A 22,510-nucleotide genomic window follows, 5' to 3' on the forward strand; every position below is an offset into this window, starting at 1 on the left:
AAAAAAGTTTGAAGAAGGAAACTAATTGACCGAACGGACACGATTTTGGGTTAAGATGAGGACACCCCATGGGGGTATCTAGATAGTGCTACTTGAAAGGGGAACGCATGAGTGACTTGCTCAGCCCTGCGAATTTCATCGTGCTGGCCGTCATTGCCGTCGGCATGTTTTTTGGACTGCGTCGCATTGCCGCTTCGACACACGGGAAGAGTTGTTGCAGCGATGGTGCGAGCGGCAAGAAGGCCAAAAAGGTTGTTGTGGTGGATACCGATGCGTCACACTATCCCTATAGCGATGAGCTGCTCATCGGCGGCATGAGCTGTGACGGCTGCGCTCAGAACGTAGCCAATGCCCTCAATGCGCTGGATGGCGTGTGGGCAACGGTGACGTATGCGGACCACACGGCACGCGTGCGCTCTAAGCAGCCGGTTGATCGTGGTGTCCTCGAGACGGCCGTGAAAGACGCGGGCTACTACGTCATGACGCTGTAGGCGCCGCCCTGGATGCGCTTCTTTGGCTAGGCTCGTCCGCGCAGTTCGATGTCTTGGATGTCGTCGAAGTCGATAGCGATGTCTCGGAGCTTGAGGAGCTTGAAGGCGGGGAGCGCCTCGTCGAGGATGCCGGTGCGGCTGCGATAGCCGTATGTATCGTAATAGGTGACACGAACCAAGTCGCCACGTTTGAGACCCTCGAGTTTTTTAGAAAGCACGAGGGCTTTTTCTTCCGTGAGCTCACGTTTTGGCTCGACGGTGATTTCCTGCTTGCGCACGAGCTCGTAGTATCCCGTGAGGGCAGCAAAGGGCATAAACTGCGCGGCGCGGTTGGCGCGCACGGCACCGTTGGCAGTGAGGTTGGGGTCGGCGGCGCGGCGTCTACCCTCGGGGTCCGCCAGGCGCTCGAAGGCGGTCGGCGGGCGCACGGGCTGCTGCTTGGGTTTAGGCACGATGTCCTCCAACTTGGCCGTTGCGTTCGCGCGCGGTGGCGCCGGCGGTAAAGCTTAATCCCTTGACGAGCGCGTTCTTGCCGTACTTGCCTTTCACGGCCAGGACGGCGCGCGCCAGGTCGCGCTCGCGCTCATCGGCCTCGATATCGCTGAACAGATCGATGGTGGCAAATTCCTCGGGCATGAGGTTGCCAAATCCCAGGTTGATGCGCTTGACCGGTCGTTTGGGATCGACAGTCTGCGCCCAGAGCTCATCGAAATAGCCCATGATCTTCTTAAACGAATTGGTACGCTCGGGCAGCTTTCGCGAGGCGTTAGAGTGCGCAAAGAGTGCGGCATAGCCACCGCGCGGTTTGCCGCCATGCTCTCCCACAAAGATGCCATCGATTGCCTGCGCTTCGCGCACCAGGCGACGCCGTTCGTCATCGCGCTGGACGGGCTTGGGCGCACGGGGCGCGAGCTCGGGGCCGGCGGTTGCGGTGGGTTCGATACTCGATGTGCTCGAGCGCAGGTGCCCGCATCCGTCCACATACTGCGCTGTACCGCTGGCGTCGAGGCGGCGTATGTCGGCGCGTTCGCTCGCGTAGCCCACAAAGAGCGAGATGCTGTCGCAGACCACGTGCTTATCGACCAAGTCTAAAACGGCGTTGTCGACCATCTCGCGCAAGACGGTATAGGCCTGTTCGTAGGCATAACCCTTCGAGAGCACCTGTCCTGTGGTGGTTGAGGTTGCTTGCGGGCGATAGGCTTGGATATCGGCGATGGTTGTCGGCTCGCGCCCGAAGGCATGGTCGATGAGATATTCGGCATTGACGCCGAGCTCGTCGTAAAGCAGGTTTTCGTCGAGCGCCGCGACGCCCATCAGATCGTAGACGCCGTATTTCTCGAGGCGGGCTGCCACGCCGGGACCGATGCCCCAGATATCGGTGATGGGACGATGGGGCCAGATCTCCTTGCGAAAGGTCTCGTCGTCGAGTATGCCGATGCGGCTGGGTACGTGCTTGGCGGTAATGTCGAGCGCTACCTTGGCCTGGAATAGGTTGGGGCCGATGCCGACCGTCGCCGTGATGCCGGTGCGCGCGAGGACCTCGTCGCGCAGCGTGCAGGCGAACCCTTCCGCATCTGTGTGATAGAGGTCCAGATAGGGCGTCACGTCGATAAAGCACTCATCGATGGAGTAGACGTGCACGTCCTGGGGGCTGACGTATTCCAGATAGATACCGTAGATTTTCGCCGACACCTCCATGTAATGCTGCATGCGTGGTACGGCCGTGATGTAGTCGATGCCATCGGGAATTTCGAACAGACGGCAGCGATTGTGTATCCCGAGGTCCTTCATGGCCTGCGTGATGGCAAGGCAGATGGTCGTGCGTCCGCGCGATTCGTCGGCAACGACCAGGTTGGTGGTGAGCGGATCGAGCCCACGGTCGACGCACTCGACGCTGGCATAAAACGTCTTGAGGTCGATGCAGATATAGGTGTGCTGCTCGTGCGCCATCCGAGCCTCCCATCAAACACATGTTCTTATCGAATACCTGTTCGATAATACCCGCTCATCCGGACATCGTCAAAACCTGTCAAAAAGGGACTGGTTTGTTTTGGTAGGTATGGTCGTGCGGTTGGATCGGGTTTTAACGCAGCTCTAAAGAGTGCGAAACAGCTCGGAAAACCTCGCTTCGTAGCATGAGCCTAACGATTGATACCGCCTATACGCACGGAAGGGTTGTGGAAAAGATGGTCAATTATGGGTTTGGTATGCCGACGCGCCTTGTTGCGGATGGAGACGTGGCTCGCTGGTGCGGACGATTGGTCGCTCACTACGGTGGCACCAAGGCGCTGGTTGTGCTGGGCGGTGACAAGCATACGCGCGATGAGCTTGTCTCGGCGGCACTTGGCTCGCTTGATCGAGCCCTACTCGAGCATGTGCTTTTCCGCTGCGGCTCGTTTGAGGGCGACGGGGGAGACGAGCTGATCGACGAAGCCGTGGCCCTGGCGACCGACGAAGGCGTGGACTTTGTCCTGGCGATTGGCGATGCCGATACTGCTGGCTTTGCGCGCGAGCTCGCGCGTCGCATGGCGGCGCTCGATGCCGGCGAAGACGGCTTTGTGCCTTATGGATGCATTGTCTCGGAGGGCAAGGTGCCTGCTGTCGTGGGCACCGGCGAGGTTCCCGTTTTTGCCATTATCGCGCCCGAACTGCTGGAGGGCATCGGGTCTCCTCTGCGTGAGTTACTCGGTAGCGTCTGCGCCGCGGCCTAATATTTGCCATAAAAGGACGGGTTATTTTTGGTTGGTAAAGCGTTTGACCTGCCAAAATAAGCCTGTCCCTTTTTGATCGGTTGCCGTTTGGGGGCCGATTGGCAACGCTCGCTGATTGTAGTCTTGACCTGCGCTAGAATAGTGACATCTGAATGTCCGGGCGCATGGAGGCGTGCGCCCGTATGCTGAGGAGGACTCTATGGCAACTGTTGCCGCACCTATCGATGCTACGTCGACTGCCGCTTGGAAGGCACTCGAGGCTCATCAGGAGAAGCTCGAGGCCGAGGGTATCGACCTCAAGGCCTGGTTCGCTGCCGATGCCGAGCGCGTGAACAAGCTGAGCTTTGACGCCGGTGACCTGCACTTCGATCTGTCGAAGAACCTGGTGACCGATGAGACCGTCAAGCTGCTGTGCGATCTTGCTCGTGAGGTGAAGCTCGAGGAGCGCCGCGACGCCATGTTCTCCGGCGAGCACATTAACACCACCGAGGACCGCGCCGTCCTGCACACCGCGCTTCGCCGCCCCGCAACCGAGAGGGGCCAGCTCATCGTCGACGGCCAGGACGTCGTCGCCGACGTGCACGAGGTCCTCGACCGCATGTATGCCTTCGCCGAGCGCGTGCGCTCCGGTGAGTGGAAGGGCGTTACCGGCAAGAAGATCGAGCACCTGGTGTCCATCGGCATCGGCGGCTCCGATCTGGGCCCGGTCATGGCTTACGAGGCTCTGCGTCCCTATGCCGACGCCGGTATCGACTGCCGCTATATCTCCAACATCGACCCCAACGACCAGGCCGAGAAGCTTAAGGGTTTGGACCCCGAGACCACGCTCGTGATCATCGTCTCCAAGACCTTCACCACGCTCGAGACCCTCACCAACGCCCGCGAGGTCAAGACCTGGATGCTCGAGCAGCTCAAGGCCCAGGGCGCCATCGACGGCTCCGATGAGCAGAACGCTGAGGCCGTGGCAAAGCACTTCGTCGCCGTTTCCACCGCACTCGAGAAGGTTGAGGCCTTCGGTATCGACCCCGCCAACGCCTTCGGCTTCTGGAACTGGGTCGGCGGCCGCTACTCCGTCGACTCCGCCGTGGGCCTGTCGCTGATCGTCGTGCTCGGTCCCGAGCGCTTCCAGCAGTTCCTCGAGGGCTTCCACGCTATCGACGAGTACTTCTGCAACACGCCGCTCGAGAACAATGCCGTTGCGCTGATGGGCCTGCTCAACGTCTGGTACGTCAACTTCTTCGGTTCCAAGAGCCACGCCGTGCTGCCGTACTGCCAGTACCTGCATCGTTTCCCGGCCTACCTGCAGCAGCTCACCATGGAGTCCAACGGCAAGCATGTCCGCTGGGACGGCAGCGCCGTGACCTCCGACACCGGTGAGATCTTCTGGGGCGAGCCCGGCACCAACGGTCAGCACGCCTTCTACCAGCTGCTGCACCAGGGCACCGTGGTGGTCCCGGCCGATTTCATTGCCTTCGCCAATACCGCCAACCCTGCGACCGACAGCGGCCAGGACGTGCACGAGCTGTTCCTGGGCAACTTCCTGGCCCAGACCAAGGCGCTCGCCTTTGGTAAGACGGCCGATGAGGTGCGCGCCGAGGGCACGCCCGAGCAGATCGTCCCGGCCCGCTGCTTTGAGGGCAACCGTCCGACGACCTCGATCTTTGGCGACACGTTGACCCCGTTCGCACTCGGCGAGCTCATCGCCCTGTACGAGCACATCACGTTTGTCGAGGGCACGGTCTGGGGCATCGACTCCTACGACCAGTGGGGCGTCGAGCTGGGCAAGCAGCTTGCCAAGCAGATCACTCCAGCCTTCCATGACGACGCCGCCAAGGCCGAGCAGGACGCTTCGACCCAGGCGCTCATCGAGTTCTACCGCGCTCACCGCAAGTAGTCGCTGCTGTTAACGCATCGCGCCTTATAGTCAGGGGCCCGTATCCCATCGGATGCGGGCCCCTTTGCTTTGCCGTGGCCCCGGGGCGCACGGCCTTTAAGGATCTTCGCCGGAGCGTCGCGTGCTGCGAGGGCCCTGCGTCTAGAGCTCGGCCTCCGCATGGCCTCGCTGCGCCTCGGGCAGCTCCCCGTAGAGCGGATGGTCTTCGAGCCTAAAGCGCTCGACCTGTTCGGGAGTGCAGCCGCGCACAAAGAGCCACGAGCGATCGATCGGCGTCGCCATGAGCGTGCTGGGCAGCGCGTCGGCGCGGTCGGAAAACACCCGGGCGCTCTCGGGATCCTGGAACGCCAGCACCAGATGCGTGTCGCAGTTGCCCATGATGGAGCGTGCGCGTGCCTCGCCATAGAGCGCATCGAGCTGGTTGGTCGACTGCAGCAGCAGCGTTGCCCAGATGTTGCGGCTTCGGATAATCGAGAGCACGTTGTCGATCTGGGGGATCTGCAGATTTGCGAAGTCATCGAGCATAAAGCGCACGGGCACGGGCAGGCTGCCGTCGGGCTGCCTATCGGCCTCACGAATGAGGCCCATAAACGCCTGCGAAATAAAGAGGCCGGTCAGCGGATCGAGATTGCGGTCAATATCGCTCACGGTTACAAACAGGGCGCAGGGGGTGTGTCCCATGGAAGCGAAGTCCACCTGATGGCACTCACGATAGAGCTGTGCCGCACCGTCGAATCCCAGACACATGACCTTTTCGGCAAGGATGCCGACGATGCTCGCGTGCATGCGCTCGGCATTTTGCGTAATGGCGTAGCGCCGCCATAGCGAGAGGGCATAGCTTTGGGGGTCGGTCGTGATCAGGTCGTCAAACAATCGACCCGTGGCACCGTCCTGCAGGTGCTCGATCAGCTTGATGACCGAGCTGATCGTCTGCTCGTCGGCGGGTAGCTGTTCGGTGACGTAGGCGATAAGACACGACAGCAGGTTTGCCGCCGCATGATCCCAAAAAGGCTGGTTGTTGTCCTCGATGGGGCAGATGGCCTTTGCCACCGAGAGGATGTCCTGCTGGTTGGGCCTGCCGTCCGCCTTGCGGCGAATGTGCCTCAGGGGGTTGTAGCCGCAGCGCTCGATGCCGGGCGCAAGGGCCGGGACGGTGTTGAGGTCAGCGAAGTTGAGACATTGCACGCGGTAACCGTGGGCTGCCAGCACGGGTCCCACTTCGTGACAGAGCGTGCCTTTGGTGTCGAGCACGATGTAGCTTGCGTTCATTTGCAGCAGGTTGGGCTTGAGGACGTTTCGGGTCTTGCCGGCTCCCGAGGGGCCGATCACAAGTGCGTTGTTGTTGAGTCCCGTTTGGCGGGTGTCGCAGGAAAGCGTCCGATCTTTCGCGAGGATGGTGGACGATGCGGACTCAGATGCGGCGAGGCGGCTGGCGAGGTTAGACATGAGCGACCTCCTTGGTGGTCGAGAGGATTTCGTGGGCAAAGCCGAGCTCGACGGCGCGCTCGGCCGAAAGGTAGGTGTCTTTTGCAGTGAGGGACTGGATGCGCTTGGGCGTGAGGCCGCTGCGGTCCGAGAGGATTTGCGTGAGGATCTTGCGGGTCTGCATGAGACGCCGGCTGGTTTCCTGCAGCGCAAGTGCCGAGCCGCCTGCCCCCTGGGGGATCAGCGGGTCGTGAATCATGAGCTCTGCATGGGGCGCCATACGGCGATCGTCGCCGCCCATAAAGATCACGGCGCCCATGGACGCGGCGAATTCCAGGCAGACGGTGCGGATGGGGTACGATGCGAGGCGCATGGCGTCATAGATCGCAAGGCCCGATCGCACGCTTCCGCCGGCGCTGGCGACAAATATGGTGATGGGGCGGCTGGGGTCGGTGGCATCGAGCAGGCGGATCTGCTGGCATAGGTCGTGGGCCATCGGGGTTTCGATGTTTCCCATGACGGAGAGCTCGCGACGGGCGAGCATCTCATCGTAAATGCTGGTGAGCGTGATACCTCGGGCGGATTCACGCATGGTGAGGGGACTGATGATGGGGGAATGATTGGTGTCCATGAGGACTCCTTTCTGTTGGTTGTGTTGTGGAATAGGATTGTTGCCCGCGGAGGGGCTGGCGGGCTACAGGGTTCGTCCGAGCCTGAGATCGAGCTCGGTTGTGGGGCAGGCTGCCTGTTCGTGCGGCTCGCAAGCGCCAAGGGCTCCAAAGCGATGGAGCGTTGCGGCGGGCGTGGTGTAGGCGAGCCGCAGCTGATGCTCGACAGGGGCACATCCGTCATTTTTGTAATGAGCCGCGTAGTACTGCGCGATGCTGGCGTTCATCTCGCTGCCATTGCGATGGCGCTCAAACTGGCGTCTGCAGGTCTCGATGATCTTTGCTACCGACTTGGGTGCCGTCGCGGGAACAAGGGCGAGATAGCCCTCAAATAGCTCGTTGATGCTCAGGAGGCACAGCAGGTCGATCAGCGTCCTTATGGCTGCTCCCTCGGCAGAAAAGTGCGCGGTCATGCGGTTATATCGGTTGCGGTCGACGATGGCCGCATGGGGTCTTGGAGTTTTCTGCCCCGTGATCCCGGGCTTTTGCCGCGCCTGTGTATTGAGCTCGACGTTGCAGCGCTTGAGGCCGTCCAACGGAAGGAACATTGCGGTGCGCAGGGTGTTCCGCTTGCTTTCGAGTTCATGACGCTCGTCGGGTTCCCATTCGAGTTTGAGTTTCGTGTCGAGCGCCGTAAGCATATGGGCTAGGCAGCCTACGGTAAGAACGTACGAATCGTTGTCGCGTTTTGGGGCATAGGGGTCTGTCAGCTTGCGAATGTCGGGGTCGCCCATGATCTTTGTGCAGCGCTTCAGCAGTTGAGGGTGGTCGGCCAAGATCGTCGCGAGCGGTAGCGACGCGTAGTTCTTGATGGTCGCGGCGGCAAAGGCGGCGTCATATTCGTTTGCATACGCTCGCTCAATGCGGGCATCCAGAATGCTTTTCTTATCGCCGTTTTCAGCGTGGTGGTTTGTCATAGCTTCTCCAATCGGTTGATGTTCGTGCTGTTTGTTGATGTGTTGGTTGTCGTGAGTGATGTGCTTGCCGTGGGTGATGTGCTGACGTTGGGGTGCTATGCGGTTTTCAATGAGCCCGTGAGGCAGTTGCTGCAGGGGCGGGATGGAACGGCCCATGCAAGGCGGAAGGCATCGTGCTCAAAATCGAGACAGCAATGCCCTGGGTGCCTCACATGTGGCAGTTACCTCATTAAGTTGTCATTGCGTTTGGGGTTGTACTTTGCCGATCTTCCTTCTCTTACACGCTGAAAACTGAAACTTCATATGCTCGATCTACTTAAAACCGCAACGGCGGTCTTTTATCAACTTATATGTCGGAACGCGTCTTTACAAGTACTTTTTTGCCTTTGTTTCAAATGGGGTGGTTTTGCAACCGTCATACGCGCGCTGTGCGAACGTGCCCGGCTCGGATAAGATAGTGCGCGATAAAAACGATGCAAGGAGGCACATATGGCAATCAAAGCCATCGCAATGGATATCGACGGTACGCTCACCAACGATCAAAAGGTCATTAGCCCGCGTACGCGCGAGAAGCTGCTCGCGGCGCAGGAGTCGGGCATTAAGCTCATCTTGGCTTCGGGTCGTCCCGCATGGGGGCTGCACGCCTTGGCGCAGGAGCTCGACCTTCAAAACCATGACGGTCTGCTGGTTGCCTTCAACGGCGCGCATGTGGTCGATGCCCAGACCGATGAGGTGCTGTTCGACCAGGCGATGCCGGTCGATGAATTGCATCGCCTGATTGATCATCTGCGCAACTTTGATGTGATCCCCATGATTTCGCTCGGGCGTGACCTGCATGTAGAGGACTCGTATCGCTGCATGATTACGCTGCCGGACGGCTCGCAGAAGAACATCGTCAAGTATGAGCGCGATGCGTGCGACCTTAAGATCCGTGAGGTCGAGAGCTTGCATGAGGTCGTGGACGCTTATCCCGTGGACAAGCTGCTGACGGCGGGCGACCCGGCCTACCTACAGGCGCATTACGAGGAAATGTATGCGCCCTTTACCCAGACGCTTTCGGGCATGTTTACGGCCGACTGGTACTTTGAGTACACGGCGCCCTGCATCGATAAGGCTCGTGCGCTCGAGGGTGCCCTGCCCAAGCTCGGTATCGATGCCAGCGAGGTCGTCTCGTTTGGCGACGGCCAGAACGACAAGTCCATGATTGAGTGGGCCGGCACCGGTGTTGCCATGGGTAACGCCGTCGATGAGGTTAAGGCTGTAGCCCAGATGGTGACCGCCGATAACAACGAAGATGGCATTGCGGTGGCGCTGGATAAGCTGCTGGGTTAGAATCGCCGATTAATGCATGGCTCGGGCGCCTGTTCGCGGGCGTCCTTTTGTTAGGGAGGGTGCCGTGTCCGCATTTCCGTTCGACGCCGTTATCTTTGACATGGACGGCGTCATTGTCGATACCGAGTATTACTACTTGGGCGAGACTGCCGCGTTTGCCAAGGAGCTTGGGCTTAATCTGACTCAAGAGGAGTTGAATGGGCAAGTCGGCACCTCGCATCAGTTCTTCCTGCATATGCTGGTCGATTGGTTTGAGCGCGCCGGTAAGGGGCATTTCACTGGCGAGGAAGCGTTGGCCCGTTGGGACGAGTGGGCGCATAAGCGTCCGCGCGACTATCAGGCTTTGATTAACCCGGGCGCCGTGGATACGATTCGAGAGCTGCCGCGCCGTGGCGTTCGCGTGGCGCTTGCCAGCTCGTCTCCCATGGATAGCATCGAAGAAGTGCTCAACGCATGCGGGCTGTCGGATGCCTTTGAGTATGTGGTGAGCGGCGAGCAGTTTAAGGAGAGTAAGCCCGAGCCCGACATCTATCTGCATGCGCTGGACCTGCTGGGGCTGCCCGCGAATCGCTGCTGCTGCGTTGAGGATTCGGTGCCTGGCATCACTGCCGGCAAGCGAGCCGGCCTGACAGTCATTGCCAAGCGCGAGGAGCGCTTTGGCTTTAGCCAGGATGCCGCGGACAAGATTATCGACCAGCTGCCCGAGCTGCTTGAGCTTTCTTAGGGGGTCTGTTGGAGGCTCTTTAGGGGTTCGTGGACAAAAAATGCCAAATATGAGTACTGTCACTAATTTAGTAACAGGGAAATTATGCTTTTAAGGCCTTGGTTGAGCGCCTGGGGGCGATTATAACCTGTTAAATATGGCTTTAGCCATGCTAAAACGCCTTGATAATGAACAGCTGTACATTATCAAGGCGTTCTTTTGTCACAATATAATGCTACTAGCTTTGCAGCAGTACTCATATTTGGCGTTTTTTGCCCTCCGGGGTCAGTTGAAGTCAAATATGGAGTGCGAATTTCCTAAAACGGTTGATTCGACGCTCTCCTCGGCGCAGTTTTTAAGTTCGGCGATGTGCAGGGAGGCGCTTTTTAGCGATGTGATGAGCTGTCGCGCGCTTGCATCTGCTTGCGGTTCGGCTGGAGCGTCGGTTTCGAGCAGCAGACGGTCGAGTGGGATCTGTCGGGCGTATTCACGACCGCGCTTGGTAGCGAGCATCCGCTCGTTCACGGAAAAATAGCAGCCTGCGTTTCGCGCGCGGACGAACTCGTTCGAGGTACCGCTAAACCAGTGGAAGATGATGGCGGGGGAGTCGGGGCTTGGGGCGAGCAATTCATGTGACCCGAGGACGTCCAGCACGGTTCCTGTCGAACGAACGACGTGAATTGATATCACGCGCCCGGCAAGAGGGTGCTGCACGAGTGTATCGCAGAGCCGGTCAAATGCCTGTACTTGTAGCGGCTCGCTTCCGGCAAAACGAGCGGAAAAGTCGAGCCCGACCTCGCCGATCAAGCGTTCTTGTGCAGCGACTTCGCAAAGCAGATTGATTTCAGCGTTGCCACATCGTCCGTCGGCGAGCCACCAGGGATGGAGGCCGATGCCGGCAAAGATATTTGAACGGCCGCAGGCGCGCTTCTTGGCGCGTGCAAAGTCGTGCGGATCGACGCCGCAGTCAAATAGAATCAGGCCCAGCGCCGTTGCCTCATCGGCAACGGCGTCCGGGTGAGCCATTAAACCAAGATGGCAGTGTGCATCAAATAACCGGGGCTCCATCTCGGCGCGCTCCGCTAGTCTAGGCGCTGGCCATCGGAGCGTACGCGTTCGGTGCCGCGCCCACTGATCTGGCGGATAACCTCGCCGGCAATCATCTGACCCATGATGGGCGGCATAAAACTGGCAGTTCCCAGCTCGGTGCGCTCGTGGATGTTGGAAGGGTCGCGGGGCTGTGTCTTAACCGATTCCTCGCAGCTAAACAGTACATGTAGGCTCTTGATTCCGCGCTTCTTACATTCTTTGCGCATAATGCGGCTCATGGGGTCACGTACCGTATCGAAGATGTTGGCAAAGCGCAGGCACTCGGGATGGAGCTTGTTGGCCCCGCCCATGGAACTAACCAAACGAATGCCGTGGTCCTGAGCATATTTGGCAATGGTGAGCTTGGCCGAGATGGTGTCGATGGCGTCGACGACGTAGTCGAGCTTGCCGCCCGTCTGCTCCAAAACGCTCGCGAAGAAATCATCGATGTTGTCGCTCAGCAGGTATTCGGTACGTTTGATAACGGTGGCGGCAGGATTGATATCGTGGATCATGGCTTCCATAACATCGACCTTGCGCTTGCCGATGGTGCTGTGAAAGGCGATGGCCTGGCGATTGATATTGCTGGGCGCGATGATGTCCTTGTCCAGAATTACAAAATGACCAATGCCGCCGCGGGCGAGTGCCTCGCAGCAGTTGGAGCCCACACCTCCGCAGCCGAGTACCAGCACCGTGGTATCGGCGAGCTTGTCGAGTGCCTCGCGGCCCATGATGATCTCGAGCTTGGCATCGCGCGTCTCGTTGGGAGTTGCGGCTGTGGTTTCGGTCATAGACATCCTCCGATGGGGAAGCGAATCGTGTTTTAGCTATCGCCATTATAGGTATTATCGCGATTCCATTTGAGCCCTAGGGGCTTGTTGAAATGAGGCAGTGATTCGCATAAGATGAAGCAGATGGCACCCGTTGCAGCGGGTTGGCCAACTCCCAAACACGTTTGTAGCGTGAGAAGTGGCCGTCTTCGCATTACGCGGGGGCGGCTATTTCATTCGACCTCCAATGTGGATGCCGAGCTCCACAGCCGCGATTACAAGCAACAACAACGTCAGGACATCGTTAATACTCATAGTCCATCTCCTTCTTGGGAAGAGGGAGCTGGCCCATCTGCTTCTGGACCCATTGTATCTAAAAACGAACGAATGTTCTATACATAACATTGCTATTAGATAATTAGACAAACATCTAAATATCGAGTATAGTGTGCACGTCGCGAGAGATAGCGAGAGGAGGTTCTATGCCGGGAGAAGGTTTTAAGGCGCTGGCGGATCCAACGCGGCGGCGCATTTTAGAACTGCTGCGCGAGGGCAATTGCACGGCGGGGGAGCTCGCCGAGCATTTCGACATAAGCAAACCGTCGCTCAGTCATCATTTGGCGACACTCAAAAACGCCGGGCTGGTGACCGACGAGCGCCATGGCCAAAACATCGTTTACAGCTTAAATACCACCGTCATGCAGGACTTGATTGGCTGGTTTATGGGCTTTACAAACACTGAAGGTGATAAGGATGAATAACGAAAACAAGGGCATTCACGCCACGGGGGTATCGTCGCGCGTGTGGATTGCACTGGTCGCTCTGTGCGTTGCCAATGTCGCAGCGCATCTGATAGTGATGCCGAGCCTGCCGGCGCAGATTCCCACGCACTGGGGCGCGAATGGCGCCGTCGACGGTTGGGGCCCTAGCTGGATGGCCTCCGCGCTCGGCGTGTTGCCTCTGGCACTTCTCGCGATGTTCTACGTCGTGCCACGCATTGACCCCAAGGGCGAGGCGTATCGGACCTCGGGTAAGTTCTATCAGGGCTTCGTAATCGCCTTCACGCTGCTCATGTGTGCCATAAGCTGGCTGGGGGAGCTAACGGTGTGGGGCATCGTGCCGGTGGTAGGAACGGTCAATTTGCTGGTATCAGGCGCTATCGGCTTGCTCTTTATTGGTATGGGCAACTACTTACCGCGCGTAAAGCAGAACTACACGCTCGGTATCAAGACGCCCTGGGCACTTGCCGATCCCGAGAACTGGCGCCGTACGCAGCGTTTTGGCGGTGCCTGCTTTATGGTGCTGGGCGTTGGCCTGATTGTGATGGGCGTGGCAGGCAGCGTGCTTTCGAGTGAAGTCGTCGCCGCGGTGATTGCGGTTCTGGCGTTTGGTTCGGTTGGAGCCGTCTACGTCTACTCGTATCTGCTGTGGCGCAAATCGCAGCGAGCCGCTCGTTAAGGTTGCGGAAAACTAGCGTACGCAGTTCATAGTATGTTCCGGGGGACTTTTCCCAGGTAGTATTAGGGGGTGTGGGCAACCATGCCCCTTTTTCGTTACGTTTCAGAGCTGGTTTCCTCATTTCGTTTCTACTAAAGCGAATCAAGAATAGGGAAACAGCAGGTAGAAAGGATAGAACAGGCAAATGGCAGAGTTTATCTACCAGATGTATCAGGCTCGCAAGGCCCATGGCGACAAGGTAATCCTTGACGACGTGACCCTGAGCTTCTACCCCGGTGCCAAGATCGGCGTCGTGGGTCCCAACGGCATGGGCAAGTCGACCCTGCTCAAGATCATGGCCGGCATTGAGGAGGTCTCCAACGGCGATGCCAGGCTCACCCCCGGCTACACCGTGGGTATCCTGCAACAGGAGCCGCCGCTCGACGACGACAAGACCGTCATCGAGAACGTGCGCATGGCGTTTGGCGACATGATTGCCAAGGTCGATCGCTTCAACAAGATCGGCGAGGAGATGTGCGACCCGGACTGCGACATGGACGCCCTCATGGCCGAGATGGGCAAGCTCCAGGACGAGATCGACGCCGCTGATGGCTGGGATATCGATTCCAAGCTCGGCCAGGCCATGGACGCCCTGCAGCTGCCCGATTCCGACATGCCGGTCAACGTGCTTTCCGGCGGCGAGCGCCGTCGCGTGGCCCTGTGCAAGCTGCTGCTCGAGGCTCCCGACCTGCTGCTGCTTGACGAGCCCACAAACCACCTAGACGCTGAGTCGATCCTGTGGCTCGAGCACTTCCTTCACAACTACCAGGGCGCGGTGCTTGCCGTCACGCACGATCGCTACTTCCTGGATAACGTTGCCGAGTGGATCTGCGAGGTCGACCGCGGTCACCTTTATCCCTACAAGGGCAACTACTCCACGTATCTGGAGACCAAGGCCGCCCGTATCGAGGCGCAGGGCAACCGCGACGCCAAGCTCGCCAAGCGCATGGAGGCCGAGCTCGAGTGGGTACGCAGCTCGCCCAAGGCTCGCCAGGCCAAGAACAAGGCTCGTCTGGCTCGCTACGAGGAGATGGAGGCCGAGGCCCGCGCAAGCCAGAAGCTCGACTGGACCGATATCCGCATTCCCGTTGGACCGCGTTTGGGTAACAAGGTGCTCGAGGCCCATCACCTGCACAAGGAATTCGACGGTCGCGTGCTCATCGACGACCTTTCGTTCACCCTGCCGCGTAACGGCATCGTGGGCGTCATCGGCCCCAACGGTGTCGGCAAGACCACGCTCTTCAAGACCATCGTGGGTTTGGAGCCGCTGACTTCGGGCGAGCTCGAGGTGGGCGAGACCGTCAAGATTTCTTACGTCGACCAGAACCGTTCCGGCATCGACCCCGATAAGAACCTATGGGAGGTCGTCTCGGACGGCCTGGACCACATGATGGTCGGCGAGACCGAGGTTCCGAGCCGCGCGTACGTGGCGAGCTTTGGCTTTAAGGGCCAGGACCAGCAGAAGCGCGCCGGCGTACTCTCCGGTGGCGAGCGCAACCGTCTGAACTTGGCGCTCACGCTCAAGCAGGGCGGCAACCTGCTGCTCCTCGACGAGCCCACGAACGACCTCGACGTCGAGACGCTGTCCTCGCTCGAAGCGGCGCTGCTCGAGTTCCCGGGCTGCTCGGTGGTCATTAGCCACGACCGTATGTTCCTGGACCGCGTCGCCACGCACATCCTGGCGTGGGAGGGCACCGACGAGAATCCGGGCAACTGGTATTGGTTCGAGGGCAACTTCGAGGCCTATCAGGCCAACCGTATCGAGCGCCTGGGCGAGGACGCAGCCCAGCCGCATCGTATTCACCGCAAACTGACGCGTGACTAGTAGCAAGTAGAAAGGCCGCCAGCAAGGGCGGCCTTTCTTGTAGCAATTGCACTGCAGCTATGCCCTGGCTGCTGGTTTGATTCATAATCAAAGTCATCTCTTTGGGATTAAAGCCCGTTTTTGCTATGAGTGATTTTCTAATTCCGTTTAAAACGTAAAGACGTATTGGGTTACAAGGACATAAGCAAATCGAATTGAAATATAACCAGTGCTGTAACGTTACAAAAAAGGTTATAGAATAGGAGTATCTTATAAGTCGCTCCTCTAGAAAGAAGAACATATGCTTTCGCGTCGTCGTTTTCTGCAACTTGTCGCGTCTTCAATTGTCGCCTTAGCCGCACGTCCGAAAGAGGTTTTTGCTTCGACGGGCAATATTGATGGTGAGCAGATACAATTTACTTCAGAAATTGCGCAAGAGCTTGCCGATAAATATATAAAGGGACTCCTCGGCTCTTCGTATACGCCTTCTGACCCTATTCCTTTTGTAGACGTTGATGGGTCCCCGCTTGGCTACATTGTTCCGGTTGTGACATTCAATAGAGCCGCGGGCTATTTGGTTTTAGATGCTTCAGATGATGAAATACTTACGGGATATCGTTTTGGAGACGGCTTAGTCAGCCCTATGGATCGGGGAGGAGATCTTGGTGTTGAGTCTTATTCTTTCAATAACCCAGTCGTAATGATCAATCCATTCGAATTCGGTGTGCAATCTTTGGACGGTTCAATAACAACAAATTGCGGAAGAACAATCCCGGCTGTTTCCATAGAAGGACGGCCTGTCGTTTTATCGAATAAACCTTCAAGCTGGAACGATGTCGTAATTTACGCAACTCAAATGCAGGATTACACAGTATCTGGATTTCGTTCCATTTCTCAGTTTATGTCATATGATGAAAGCGAGATTAAGAGGCTTACTGCCCACTATGCTTGTATGGTGACCGCTTTTTCGAACGTTGCGGAACTGTATGGCATTGCCAATTTATATAGCGACCCTTCGCAATATATGCAGATATGGAATTACACCAATACCCATGCTCTTTCCGCTGAAGAACAGACTGTTCCCGGCGTTGTTTTGGGCGGAACGCCGATATCAACCTGTGCAACGGGGTTTACAAATTACTGCGCAAGCAGAGGAAGTGCTCTTATCGCCCGCACTGTCTCCTCTCCGGCTATCGCGAGCATTCAAAATGAGATTAACTCTAATAGACCGAATGTTTTACATGCGAGTTTGTACAACGGATCAGCCCATTCTGTAACAGCGGAGGCTTACGCCACACTTACTGGTAAGAAAACTGGAGAGACAAGGCAGATGATTGGCATAGCGGACGGCTGGAATTCATCTTTATCCTTCCTGAAGTATGATCAGAGCTATTATGCGTGGACTTATGGAACGACTTTTTCGAAGTAGGGCGATTCGTCTAGCTCTGTCTTTGGTGCTGATGGCTTCATTGGTGGGCTGTTCAACAAAGGAAGAGATATCGCGCGGAGGTTCCGGAGAAGTGACTGCGACAGACTCAGGTTCATTAGAAATAGCTGGCGGGCATGCCGATGTGATGTTACAAGGAAAAGGCGTGCTTAGGTCGATTGATGCTGGAGACGCTGTCTGCTCAATAGAGGATTTGAAGACAGGTGAAACTGCATCGTACCGAGTTTCAGATAATGCTGCGAATATGATTGAGTCGATACCGACCGGAGCGCAGGTTTCTTTTAGATACTTTGCTCCGCAACTTGAGGATGAGCTTGCTTCTCTGGTGTCTATATGCGCCGATGACAACTAAAAGGCCTGAATTCAAACGGCCTCGGATGGTCAATTGGCTATCCGAGGCCGTTTTTTACTCGACCGGGGCTTCGACCTTGTCGATGGCCCAGGTGGCTCCGAGGCCGCCGGTGGTGTTGCGGCGAATGCGTACGGTGACTTCGTGGCGTTTGCCGGCCTGTGTGTAGCGCAGGGGGAAGCACGCGCGGTTACGGCCGGCCTCGATGGTACCGCGCTCGCGAGCGATCCAGTAGTACTCGCCGACGATGCCGAGGGTGTCAGCGCCGTAGGGGAGATAAGTCGACAGCTGGTGCAGCAGCGGGCTAGGGCAGAAGACCTCGGTCGCGAAATCGATGGGGAAGTCCCCGGGGATGGTCGGTGCTGCGGGAGCGGGGGCCGGTGCTGAATTGGGGACCGGAGTCGGTGCAGGTGTGGGAGCCTGGTCACAGGCGGGTGCGGATGCGGACTCAATGACAGGTGCAGACTCAGATGCCGCTTCTGGCTTAGCTATGGAATCTGTCGGTTCCACGGAGATGGACGTGTCTTCGGTCCCGGTTTTGGCATCGGCCTGCGGAGTGTCCTCTGCCTCGACGTTCGGCTTGGCCTCGACCGGCGTGGATACCATGGTGGTGATGCCGGCGTTGGCGTTCTCGGGGTCGTAGACAACCGTGAGCGAGATGGCAGGCTGGGGCGCCTCGGGCTCCGGTGTTGCCTCGGCAGCATCTTGATCCGCGAGCTCGTCGGACTGATTGTCCTCGGTGTTGTCGCCAAAGACATCGTGGTTCTGGAACACGGGCGCCTCGGGCTGGCCAGCCGCCTCTTCGGTTGTCGACTTGGATGCCTCGTTGAGCTCCACAGCGGCTTCCTGCTCTGGCATGACTTCGGGATCGGTCATGGCGGCGATTTCGGTTTCGGCTTCTGCTGCCACCTCAATAGCGACTTCGATCTCTGTCTCGGGCTCGGGCTCCGGCACAGCTTCAACCGCGGCTTCTGGTTCGGGACGCTTAACGTGCTTGGGGCGCACAGCCTTGAGGTCCTTCTCACCGCGCTTTTTCTTTTTGTAGGACTGCTTAGCGCCCTTGGCGGTCTTGGGCTTGTCCTCGCCCTTGGCAAGGGCGGCATCCCAGGCCTCGTTGGCGATGACGGTGGCATACAGGCGACCGCCCTTAAAGACGGTCAGCTTAATGCAGTCGTCAAGCTCTTCGAGCAGCTCGCGCGTGGATTCGAAGCCCAGGTCATAAGCGGTCATGTCGCCAGCGGCGAGCGCCTCTTCGACCTGCGTCATAAACGTTTGCTTGCCGCATCCAATCGCATCGCGCAGCAGGCGATACAGATAGATGTGGTTGCCCAGTGAAAGCGTGGGCCTAACTATTGTCTTGCTCATGGCAAATCTCCTCTTTACACATGTAAAGCATCTTACCATCGCATGGCGCTCGCCATGGCGGCGCCCAAGGCAAACGGGCGCGAACCGCTGTCGATTCGCGCCCGTTATACAGGTCGGTTATCTATGAGAGGCAAATGTGCCTAGTTGCCCGATGTCGCGCCTTGGCTTGAACTGTCAGATGCCGTGCCGGACGCGGTTCCGCTCGAGCTGTTGGTGTTGCTGTTGTCGGTAGATCCCGTACTCGGTGTATTGCCATTCGCCTGGTCGCCCGTGCTCGGTTGAGAGCCGTCAGTCGTTTGACTTGAGTCAGTCGTGCCGGATTGCGTGCCGCTGTTGTTCGCAGAGGAATCGACGCCCTGCGATTGGTTTTGGGTGTTCGAGGACGAATTGGCAGAGGTAGAACTGTCTTGCGTATCGTCCGTCTGTGCCTGCTGATCCTGCGACTGGGTGTTGCCATTTGCATCGCTCTCGGTCGTGCGCGACGAAAGGATTGGCTCGGGGCGCTCGCCCAGGCCCTCACCGGCAGTGGTGACAAGGATGGCGCCGGCGCAAGCGATGACCGCGACGATGGCGATGGCGATCGAGAAGACGATAACCTTCTTCTGCGTCTGGCTGCGCTCTGCCGCCGCCTTGGCGAGCAGGCTGTTGGGGGCGACGCGCGCCGTGGTCGCGCGCCCCGCAATCTGGCGCATCTCCTGCGTAGTCGCGGCGCCGCCCAGGTGCTCCTCGGCATTCAACTCAACGGGCTCATAGGCGCCGGCAGGGTAGTCGTTGGCGGCGTGCGTACCTTTGAGGGCTTCGGCGCTGGCAGAGATAAAGTGGCGGTAGACCTGCGAGGACACAACAGTGATGACTGAGCTCACAGCGGCACCAATCACCGAGCCGGCAATGCCGATCTTTGAAGCAAGCGCCACGCTCGTGGCGGCAGCTGCGGCGCCGGCGATGATCTGGGGAATGGAAATGTCATCGAACAGGCCCTTTTTGGGCGCGATGGCCATGGTCTGTCCGATGGAATGGTTCTCGTGCACGCCGTTGTTGAGCGATGCCGGCGTCATGACGCGCGTGCGCGGCGCGTCGGTGTACTTGGTTGTCATACGGGGTCCTCCCGGTGTAAATCTACTTCGTTTCGTGTAGCCATCAGGGTACCCACCAGATGTGAATCGTACGTGACATTTAACAGATACCATCAACTCATCAAGGGGGCCTGCTGTCTTTGGTGCAATAGCTTGATGCTAAACTGGATTTACTATTGCGAGGTGGTTTACGTGATGTACCCGTATATGACATTCGAAGATGGTACCGAGGTCATTCATTCTGACCTGATTACAGATGGCGATATCGAAAAGGTTATCGTGCATTTTGAGCGACCGACGGCAGAGGGCTTCGACTCCGCTCGTTGTGAGTTGCCTTCCTGTTCGTGGACTGACTGGGAAGGGCATTTTACTCAGAGTGAAAAACGAGCTTTCGAAGAGTGTCTGAGCAAATAATTTAGATTAGTTCGAGTTTAGTTCGAATAAAGAAGCTGAATGCGATGGCCTAAAGCGTATGCATTTTTAGTATTAGATGCGTATGAAATGGAGGATGTGAATGGATGAGCTAATAGACTTTAAAAAACGATTTCTCAAGAATGGCGAGCTGGTTTCAATTCCAAAAAAGGAAAGCTATAAAAGAATCATGCTACTATGGGCCGTCTCTTTCTTTGAATTAAATACAAGTTATACGGAGCTTCAGGTTAATCGTGTGCTGTCACAGCTCTATCCTGATTATGCCGTGTTGAGGCGGTACTTGGTTGATTATGGATTCCTATTAAGGGATGAACGAGGCCTGAAATACGAGGTTAATCGTGATGTTCACGGTATTGAGAGCTAGCCGTCCGGTTCGGGTCCTATATATTGCTAGAGGGATAAGCGAAATAGGCAATTGGTGTGCGAATATTGCTTTGCCAATGCTGATTTACGAGGTAACTCACGATGTTTCTGCAACTGCTTTGATGGTCTGCTGCAGATTTGCCCCCTCTCTGTTTTCAGTTGCGCTCGCGCAGCTGCCTCAGAAGATGGGTATCGGGACACTGCAGGCCATGAGATTGGCAGACTTAATTCGCGCGGGATTATTCGTTTGCTATATTTTTGTTGATAGTAAATGGAGTATGTTTGCTATTACGTGCGCGGTATCGCTTTGCCGAACGGTAGAAATGCCCTGCTTTTACTCGTTGTTAAGAGCCAATACGAATAGTATCAATCGCGACGTAATTAATAATTCGTTTGGGTTCCTGCAGAATTTGATGATGGTTCTGGGGCCAGTTGCCGGCGGTTTTGTTGTCGCTCAATTTGGGGCGGAGGCTGTTCTTGCATTAGACGCGCTTTCTTTTGCCGCGTCGTTCTGGTTGCTGCGAGATGTTCCGTCGGTTATCGAGGTTAATGATAAAGAGGGAATAAGCAAAAATGAAAAAAACAGGACTGCATTTAGTGATCTTAGCGCGAAGCACTTGGCAATTGGTTTCCTATTAATCGATATTTCTAGTGGCGTGGCATTCGGCTCTCTGAATTCTCTTTTGCCAGCTATAGCGCAATTGCAATTTGACTCGTCATCGATACAATATGGATTCCTTCAGAGTAGTCTTACAATCGGACTGTTGTTCGGAAATACAATATACGGTCGTTTAATCAGTGGTTCCGATTGCGTTAAATCATATTGTTTTGTGACGTATCTTGCGCTCGGTGCGTATCTGGCGTTTGGCTATCGCTATGCGTCTGGGATATCGTTTATTTTCCTTTTTATCGTCGGTGCCGGAAACGCCATTCAAGATGTGCTTCTCATAACATCGCTGCAGGATTTGGCGAGAGACGGATCTGAATCGATAAGCCTGTTTTCAATTAGGGAGTCTTTGCAATCGGTTGCTGTTGTTATTTCAACACTTCTTGTTTCGCTGTTCACGAGCATCGCGATGTTCTCAATTCTCGTTACAGGACTTGGTGTATTTTCAATTATGATGGTAGTTGTGTTTCAATTGAATTATTTGCGAAAGATGTGACGTTGATATGCCTAAAACGCTTTTAGTATTTCCCCCAGGATGGAGTCCAGTGGGGCCGTATCTTGCCTTGCCTGTTTTGAAGTCATATCTTCAAGAGGTTGAACAATACAAAGTTGACATTGTTGACTTAAACGTGGAATTTTACGATGACCTCCTATCTTTTAGACATGTCGAAGAGTGCTGTAAAAGGTATCGGGAATCAAAGGATTCGTTTAGTTCGAATGTTCAATTAACAATCGAGTTGATACAAAAGTCGGCACTTAATGTTGACGAGGCAAAAGATATTTTCAGATCGAAGAGATAGTGTAATCTAAAAGAAAGACAATATGCTGAAAACATTTTTAGAAATGCACTCTATATCATAAATCACGTCTCATATGGAGTTAAATACACGTTCAACTCCATAGATCTGCCCTATGATTATTATTCGACACCAGAAATAATGAAATCGCTTGCGGATACCTTGCATAATCCGTTTATTTCCTTCTATGAAACTGCCTTTCTTAAGCGTATTCAGAGGGAAAAAATCGAGTTTATTGGGATTTCGGTGAGCGGCTGTTTCCAATTGATTTCTGCAGTTACGTTAGCGAAACTGATTAAAGAAGAATGTCCATCTGTTAAACACGTCTCATTGGGCGGCAATTACATTACTCGTTTAGCAGATGACTGCATGAAAGAATGGCATCCCTTTTTTGAATACATTGATTCGATAATGATGTATGACGGCGAAGAGCCGCTTGCACGTCTTCTTGAGGCTCTTGACTCTGGTGATGACAATCTCGACTGTGTTCCAAACCTTTGCCATGCTAAAGGTGGAAAGATATATAAAAACCATCGGATTGAGCAAACATTTATCAACGATACAGTTCCCGATTTCGATGGCTTCGCCCTTTCTAAATACTTCATGCCTGAGCTAATATTGCGATCGCGTCGAAAATGTTGGTGTAAGGGTGACGCCCTAGCGTCCATTTAACGAAGAACGGCCTTCGTCCTAGAATCTGAAATCACCACAACAAC

The 22,510-nt window shown here is 56.3% G+C and carries 22 protein-coding genes; 13 read left to right on the forward strand and 9 right to left on the reverse strand.

The annotated features are described in order from the left end of the window. The first annotated feature begins 107 nt into the window (after positions 1-107). A complete protein-coding gene (locus AQ996_RS04585; RefSeq protein WP_055251434.1) occupies positions 108-491 on the forward strand; it encodes a heavy-metal-associated domain-containing protein in 384 nt (127 codons plus the stop codon). A 26-nt stretch (positions 492-517) separates the two neighbouring features. Here AQ996_RS04585 and AQ996_RS04590 read toward each other — a convergent pair whose 3' ends face one another. Continuing rightward, on the reverse strand, positions 518-943 hold the full coding sequence (locus tag AQ996_RS04590) for a hypothetical protein (RefSeq protein ID WP_233540402.1): 426 nt from the start codon (positions 941-943) through the stop codon (positions 518-520). After that, a complete protein-coding gene (locus tag AQ996_RS04595) occupies positions 936-2,441 on the reverse strand; it encodes a Y-family DNA polymerase (RefSeq protein ID WP_055251435.1) in 1,506 nt (501 codons plus the stop codon). The genes AQ996_RS04590 and AQ996_RS04595 overlap by 8 nt, the downstream gene beginning before the upstream one ends. A gap of 236 nt (positions 2,442-2,677) precedes the next feature. On the opposite strand from AQ996_RS04595, the gene AQ996_RS04600 reads away from it, so the two are divergent. Both AQ996_RS04600 and pgi read left to right on the forward strand, forming a co-directional pair. Further along, a complete protein-coding gene (locus AQ996_RS04600) occupies positions 2,678-3,202 on the forward strand; it encodes an iron-containing alcohol dehydrogenase (RefSeq protein WP_253274604.1) in 525 nt (174 codons plus the stop codon). 199 nt (positions 3,203-3,401) lie between these two features. Continuing rightward, positions 3,402-5,096: a glucose-6-phosphate isomerase gene (pgi, locus tag AQ996_RS04605; protein ID WP_055251439.1), complete on the forward strand. Its 1,695-nt coding sequence runs from the start codon at positions 3,402-3,404 to the stop codon at positions 5,094-5,096. A gap of 141 nt (positions 5,097-5,237) precedes the next feature. Here the strand turns inward: pgi and AQ996_RS04610 are convergent, their stop codons facing one another. From AQ996_RS04610 to AQ996_RS04620, 3 genes are all read right to left on the reverse strand, one after another. Continuing rightward, a complete protein-coding gene (locus tag AQ996_RS04610; RefSeq protein ID WP_055251441.1) occupies positions 5,238-6,542 on the reverse strand; it encodes a VirD4-like conjugal transfer protein, CD1115 family in 1,305 nt (434 codons plus the stop codon). Then, a complete protein-coding gene (locus AQ996_RS04615; protein ID WP_055251444.1) occupies positions 6,535-7,152 on the reverse strand; it encodes an ATP-dependent Clp protease proteolytic subunit in 618 nt (205 codons plus the stop codon). Before AQ996_RS04615 ends, AQ996_RS04610 begins: the two co-directional genes overlap by 8 nt. A 63-nt stretch (positions 7,153-7,215) precedes the next feature. Beyond that, the gene (locus tag AQ996_RS04620) at positions 7,216-8,262 is read right to left on the reverse strand and encodes a hypothetical protein (RefSeq protein ID WP_147350681.1); all 1,047 of its coding nucleotides are present in this window, start codon (positions 8,260-8,262) and stop codon (positions 7,216-7,218) included. A 333-nt stretch (positions 8,263-8,595) separates the two neighbouring features. Between AQ996_RS04620 and AQ996_RS04625 the strand changes: the two genes are divergently transcribed. Beyond that, on the forward strand, positions 8,596-9,438 hold the full coding sequence (locus AQ996_RS04625; RefSeq protein WP_055251448.1) for a Cof-type HAD-IIB family hydrolase: 843 nt from the start codon (positions 8,596-8,598) through the stop codon (positions 9,436-9,438). Between the two features lie 64 nt (positions 9,439-9,502). Further along, the gene (locus AQ996_RS04630) at positions 9,503-10,162 is read left to right on the forward strand and encodes an HAD family hydrolase (protein ID WP_316242505.1); all 660 of its coding nucleotides are present in this window, start codon (positions 9,503-9,505) and stop codon (positions 10,160-10,162) included. Between the two features lie 264 nt (positions 10,163-10,426). On the opposite strand, the gene AQ996_RS04635 is transcribed toward AQ996_RS04630, so the two are convergent. Beyond that, positions 10,427-11,209 carry a TatD family hydrolase gene (locus AQ996_RS04635; protein ID WP_055251452.1) on the reverse strand — a complete coding sequence of 261 codons (783 nt, stop codon included), beginning with the start codon at positions 11,207-11,209 and terminating at the stop codon, positions 10,427-10,429. A gap of 14 nt (positions 11,210-11,223) precedes the next feature. After that, positions 11,224-12,021 carry a tRNA threonylcarbamoyladenosine dehydratase gene (locus AQ996_RS04640; RefSeq protein WP_055251453.1) on the reverse strand — a complete coding sequence of 266 codons (798 nt, stop codon included), beginning with the start codon at positions 12,019-12,021 and terminating at the stop codon, positions 11,224-11,226. 461 nt (positions 12,022-12,482) lie between these two features. Here AQ996_RS04640 and AQ996_RS04645 point away from each other — a divergent pair, with 461 nt between their 5' ends. From AQ996_RS04645 to AQ996_RS09795, 5 genes are all read left to right on the forward strand, one after another. Then, the gene (locus AQ996_RS04645; RefSeq protein WP_022094448.1) at positions 12,483-12,761 is read left to right on the forward strand and encodes an autorepressor SdpR family transcription factor; all 279 of its coding nucleotides are present in this window, start codon (positions 12,483-12,485) and stop codon (positions 12,759-12,761) included. Next, positions 12,754-13,458 carry an SdpI family protein gene (locus AQ996_RS04650; protein WP_055251455.1) on the forward strand — a complete coding sequence of 235 codons (705 nt, stop codon included), beginning with the start codon at positions 12,754-12,756 and terminating at the stop codon, positions 13,456-13,458. Before AQ996_RS04645 ends, AQ996_RS04650 begins: the two co-directional genes overlap by 8 nt. Positions 13,459-13,642: 184 nt before the next feature. After that, positions 13,643-15,322 carry an energy-dependent translational throttle protein EttA gene (gene ettA / locus AQ996_RS04655; RefSeq protein ID WP_055251458.1) on the forward strand — a complete coding sequence of 560 codons (1,680 nt, stop codon included), beginning with the start codon at positions 13,643-13,645 and terminating at the stop codon, positions 15,320-15,322. Between the two features lie 280 nt (positions 15,323-15,602). Beyond that, positions 15,603-16,730 (forward strand): hypothetical protein, encoded by a 1,128-nt coding sequence (locus tag AQ996_RS09790; RefSeq protein WP_147344724.1) that lies wholly within the window; start codon positions 15,603-15,605, stop codon positions 16,728-16,730. A 31-nt stretch (positions 16,731-16,761) separates the two neighbouring features. Further along, positions 16,762-17,100, forward strand: a complete 339-nt coding sequence (locus AQ996_RS09795) for a hypothetical protein (RefSeq protein WP_148315848.1) — start codon at positions 16,762-16,764, stop codon at positions 17,098-17,100. 54 nt (positions 17,101-17,154) lie between these two features. Here AQ996_RS09795 and AQ996_RS04665 read toward each other — a convergent pair whose 3' ends face one another. Both AQ996_RS04665 and AQ996_RS04670 read right to left on the reverse strand, forming a co-directional pair. Then, entirely contained in the window at positions 17,155-18,462 is a 1,308-nt protein-coding gene (locus AQ996_RS04665) for a hypothetical protein (RefSeq protein ID WP_055251462.1), read from the reverse strand. Positions 18,463-18,602: 140 nt separating this feature from the next. Then, positions 18,603-19,556: a hypothetical protein gene (locus tag AQ996_RS04670; RefSeq protein WP_055251464.1), complete on the reverse strand. Its 954-nt coding sequence runs from the start codon at positions 19,554-19,556 to the stop codon at positions 18,603-18,605. Between the two features lie 493 nt (positions 19,557-20,049). Here AQ996_RS04670 and AQ996_RS04680 point away from each other — a divergent pair, with 493 nt between their 5' ends. The 3 genes from AQ996_RS04680 to AQ996_RS04695 all read left to right on the forward strand — a co-directional run bounded on the left by AQ996_RS04680 (position 20,050) and on the right by AQ996_RS04695 (position 22,466). Then, positions 20,050-20,331 (forward strand): DUF2087 domain-containing protein, encoded by a 282-nt coding sequence (locus AQ996_RS04680; protein ID WP_055251466.1) that lies wholly within the window; start codon positions 20,050-20,052, stop codon positions 20,329-20,331. After that, on the forward strand, positions 20,309-21,493 hold the full coding sequence (locus tag AQ996_RS04685; RefSeq protein ID WP_082435530.1) for an MFS transporter: 1,185 nt from the start codon (positions 20,309-20,311) through the stop codon (positions 21,491-21,493). Before AQ996_RS04680 ends, AQ996_RS04685 begins: the two co-directional genes overlap by 23 nt. A gap of 442 nt (positions 21,494-21,935) precedes the next feature. Continuing rightward, positions 21,936-22,466 carry a radical SAM protein gene (locus AQ996_RS04695; protein ID WP_055251473.1) on the forward strand — a complete coding sequence of 177 codons (531 nt, stop codon included), beginning with the start codon at positions 21,936-21,938 and terminating at the stop codon, positions 22,464-22,466. Positions 22,467-22,510: the final 44 nt, after the last annotated feature.

The organism is Collinsella aerofaciens (genome assembly GCF_001404695.1).
GTDB classification, from domain to species: domain Bacteria; phylum Actinomycetota; class Coriobacteriia; order Coriobacteriales; family Coriobacteriaceae; genus Collinsella; species Collinsella aerofaciens_E.

Excerpts from the sequence above, each read along its gene's own strand:
- AQ996_RS04680 (WP_055251466.1), top strand. The coding sequence starts at position 20,050 with ATGGATGAGCTAATAGACTTTAAAAAACGATTTCTCAAGAATGGCGAG.
- AQ996_RS04665 (WP_055251462.1), bottom strand. The coding sequence starts at position 18,462 with ATGAGCAAGACAATAGTTAGGCCCACGCTTTCACTGGGCAACCACATC.
- AQ996_RS04610 (WP_055251441.1), bottom strand. The coding sequence starts at position 6,542 with ATGTCTAACCTCGCCAGCCGCCTCGCCGCATCTGAGTCCGCATCGTCC.
- AQ996_RS04695 (WP_055251473.1), top strand. The coding sequence starts at position 21,936 with ATGAAATCGCTTGCGGATACCTTGCATAATCCGTTTATTTCCTTCTAT.
- AQ996_RS04640 (WP_055251453.1), bottom strand. The coding sequence starts at position 12,021 with ATGACCGAAACCACAGCCGCAACTCCCAACGAGACGCGCGATGCCAAG.
- AQ996_RS04645 (WP_022094448.1), top strand. The coding sequence starts at position 12,483 with ATGCCGGGAGAAGGTTTTAAGGCGCTGGCGGATCCAACGCGGCGGCGC.
- AQ996_RS04595 (WP_055251435.1), bottom strand. The coding sequence starts at position 2,441 with ATGGCGCACGAGCAGCACACCTATATCTGCATCGACCTCAAGACGTTT.
- AQ996_RS04615 (WP_055251444.1), bottom strand. The coding sequence starts at position 7,152 with ATGGACACCAATCATTCCCCCATCATCAGTCCCCTCACCATGCGTGAA.
- AQ996_RS04650 (WP_055251455.1), top strand. The coding sequence starts at position 12,754 with ATGAATAACGAAAACAAGGGCATTCACGCCACGGGGGTATCGTCGCGC.
- AQ996_RS04625 (WP_055251448.1), top strand. The coding sequence starts at position 8,596 with ATGGCAATCAAAGCCATCGCAATGGATATCGACGGTACGCTCACCAAC.
- AQ996_RS04620 (WP_147350681.1), bottom strand. The coding sequence starts at position 8,262 with ATGGGCCGTTCCATCCCGCCCCTGCAGCAACTGCCTCACGGGCTCATT.
- AQ996_RS04635 (WP_055251452.1), bottom strand. The coding sequence starts at position 11,209 with ATGGAGCCCCGGTTATTTGATGCACACTGCCATCTTGGTTTAATGGCT.
- AQ996_RS09790 (WP_147344724.1), top strand. The coding sequence starts at position 15,603 with ATGCTTTCGCGTCGTCGTTTTCTGCAACTTGTCGCGTCTTCAATTGTC.
- pgi (WP_055251439.1), top strand. The coding sequence starts at position 3,402 with ATGGCAACTGTTGCCGCACCTATCGATGCTACGTCGACTGCCGCTTGG.
- AQ996_RS04670 (WP_055251464.1), bottom strand. The coding sequence starts at position 19,556 with ATGACAACCAAGTACACCGACGCGCCGCGCACGCGCGTCATGACGCCG.
- AQ996_RS04585 (WP_055251434.1), top strand. The coding sequence starts at position 108 with ATGAGTGACTTGCTCAGCCCTGCGAATTTCATCGTGCTGGCCGTCATT.
- AQ996_RS04685 (WP_082435530.1), top strand. The coding sequence starts at position 20,309 with ATGTTCACGGTATTGAGAGCTAGCCGTCCGGTTCGGGTCCTATATATT.
- AQ996_RS04600 (WP_253274604.1), top strand. The coding sequence starts at position 2,678 with ATGGTCAATTATGGGTTTGGTATGCCGACGCGCCTTGTTGCGGATGGA.
- ettA (WP_055251458.1), top strand. The coding sequence starts at position 13,643 with ATGGCAGAGTTTATCTACCAGATGTATCAGGCTCGCAAGGCCCATGGC.
- AQ996_RS09795 (WP_148315848.1), top strand. The coding sequence starts at position 16,762 with ATGGCTTCATTGGTGGGCTGTTCAACAAAGGAAGAGATATCGCGCGGA.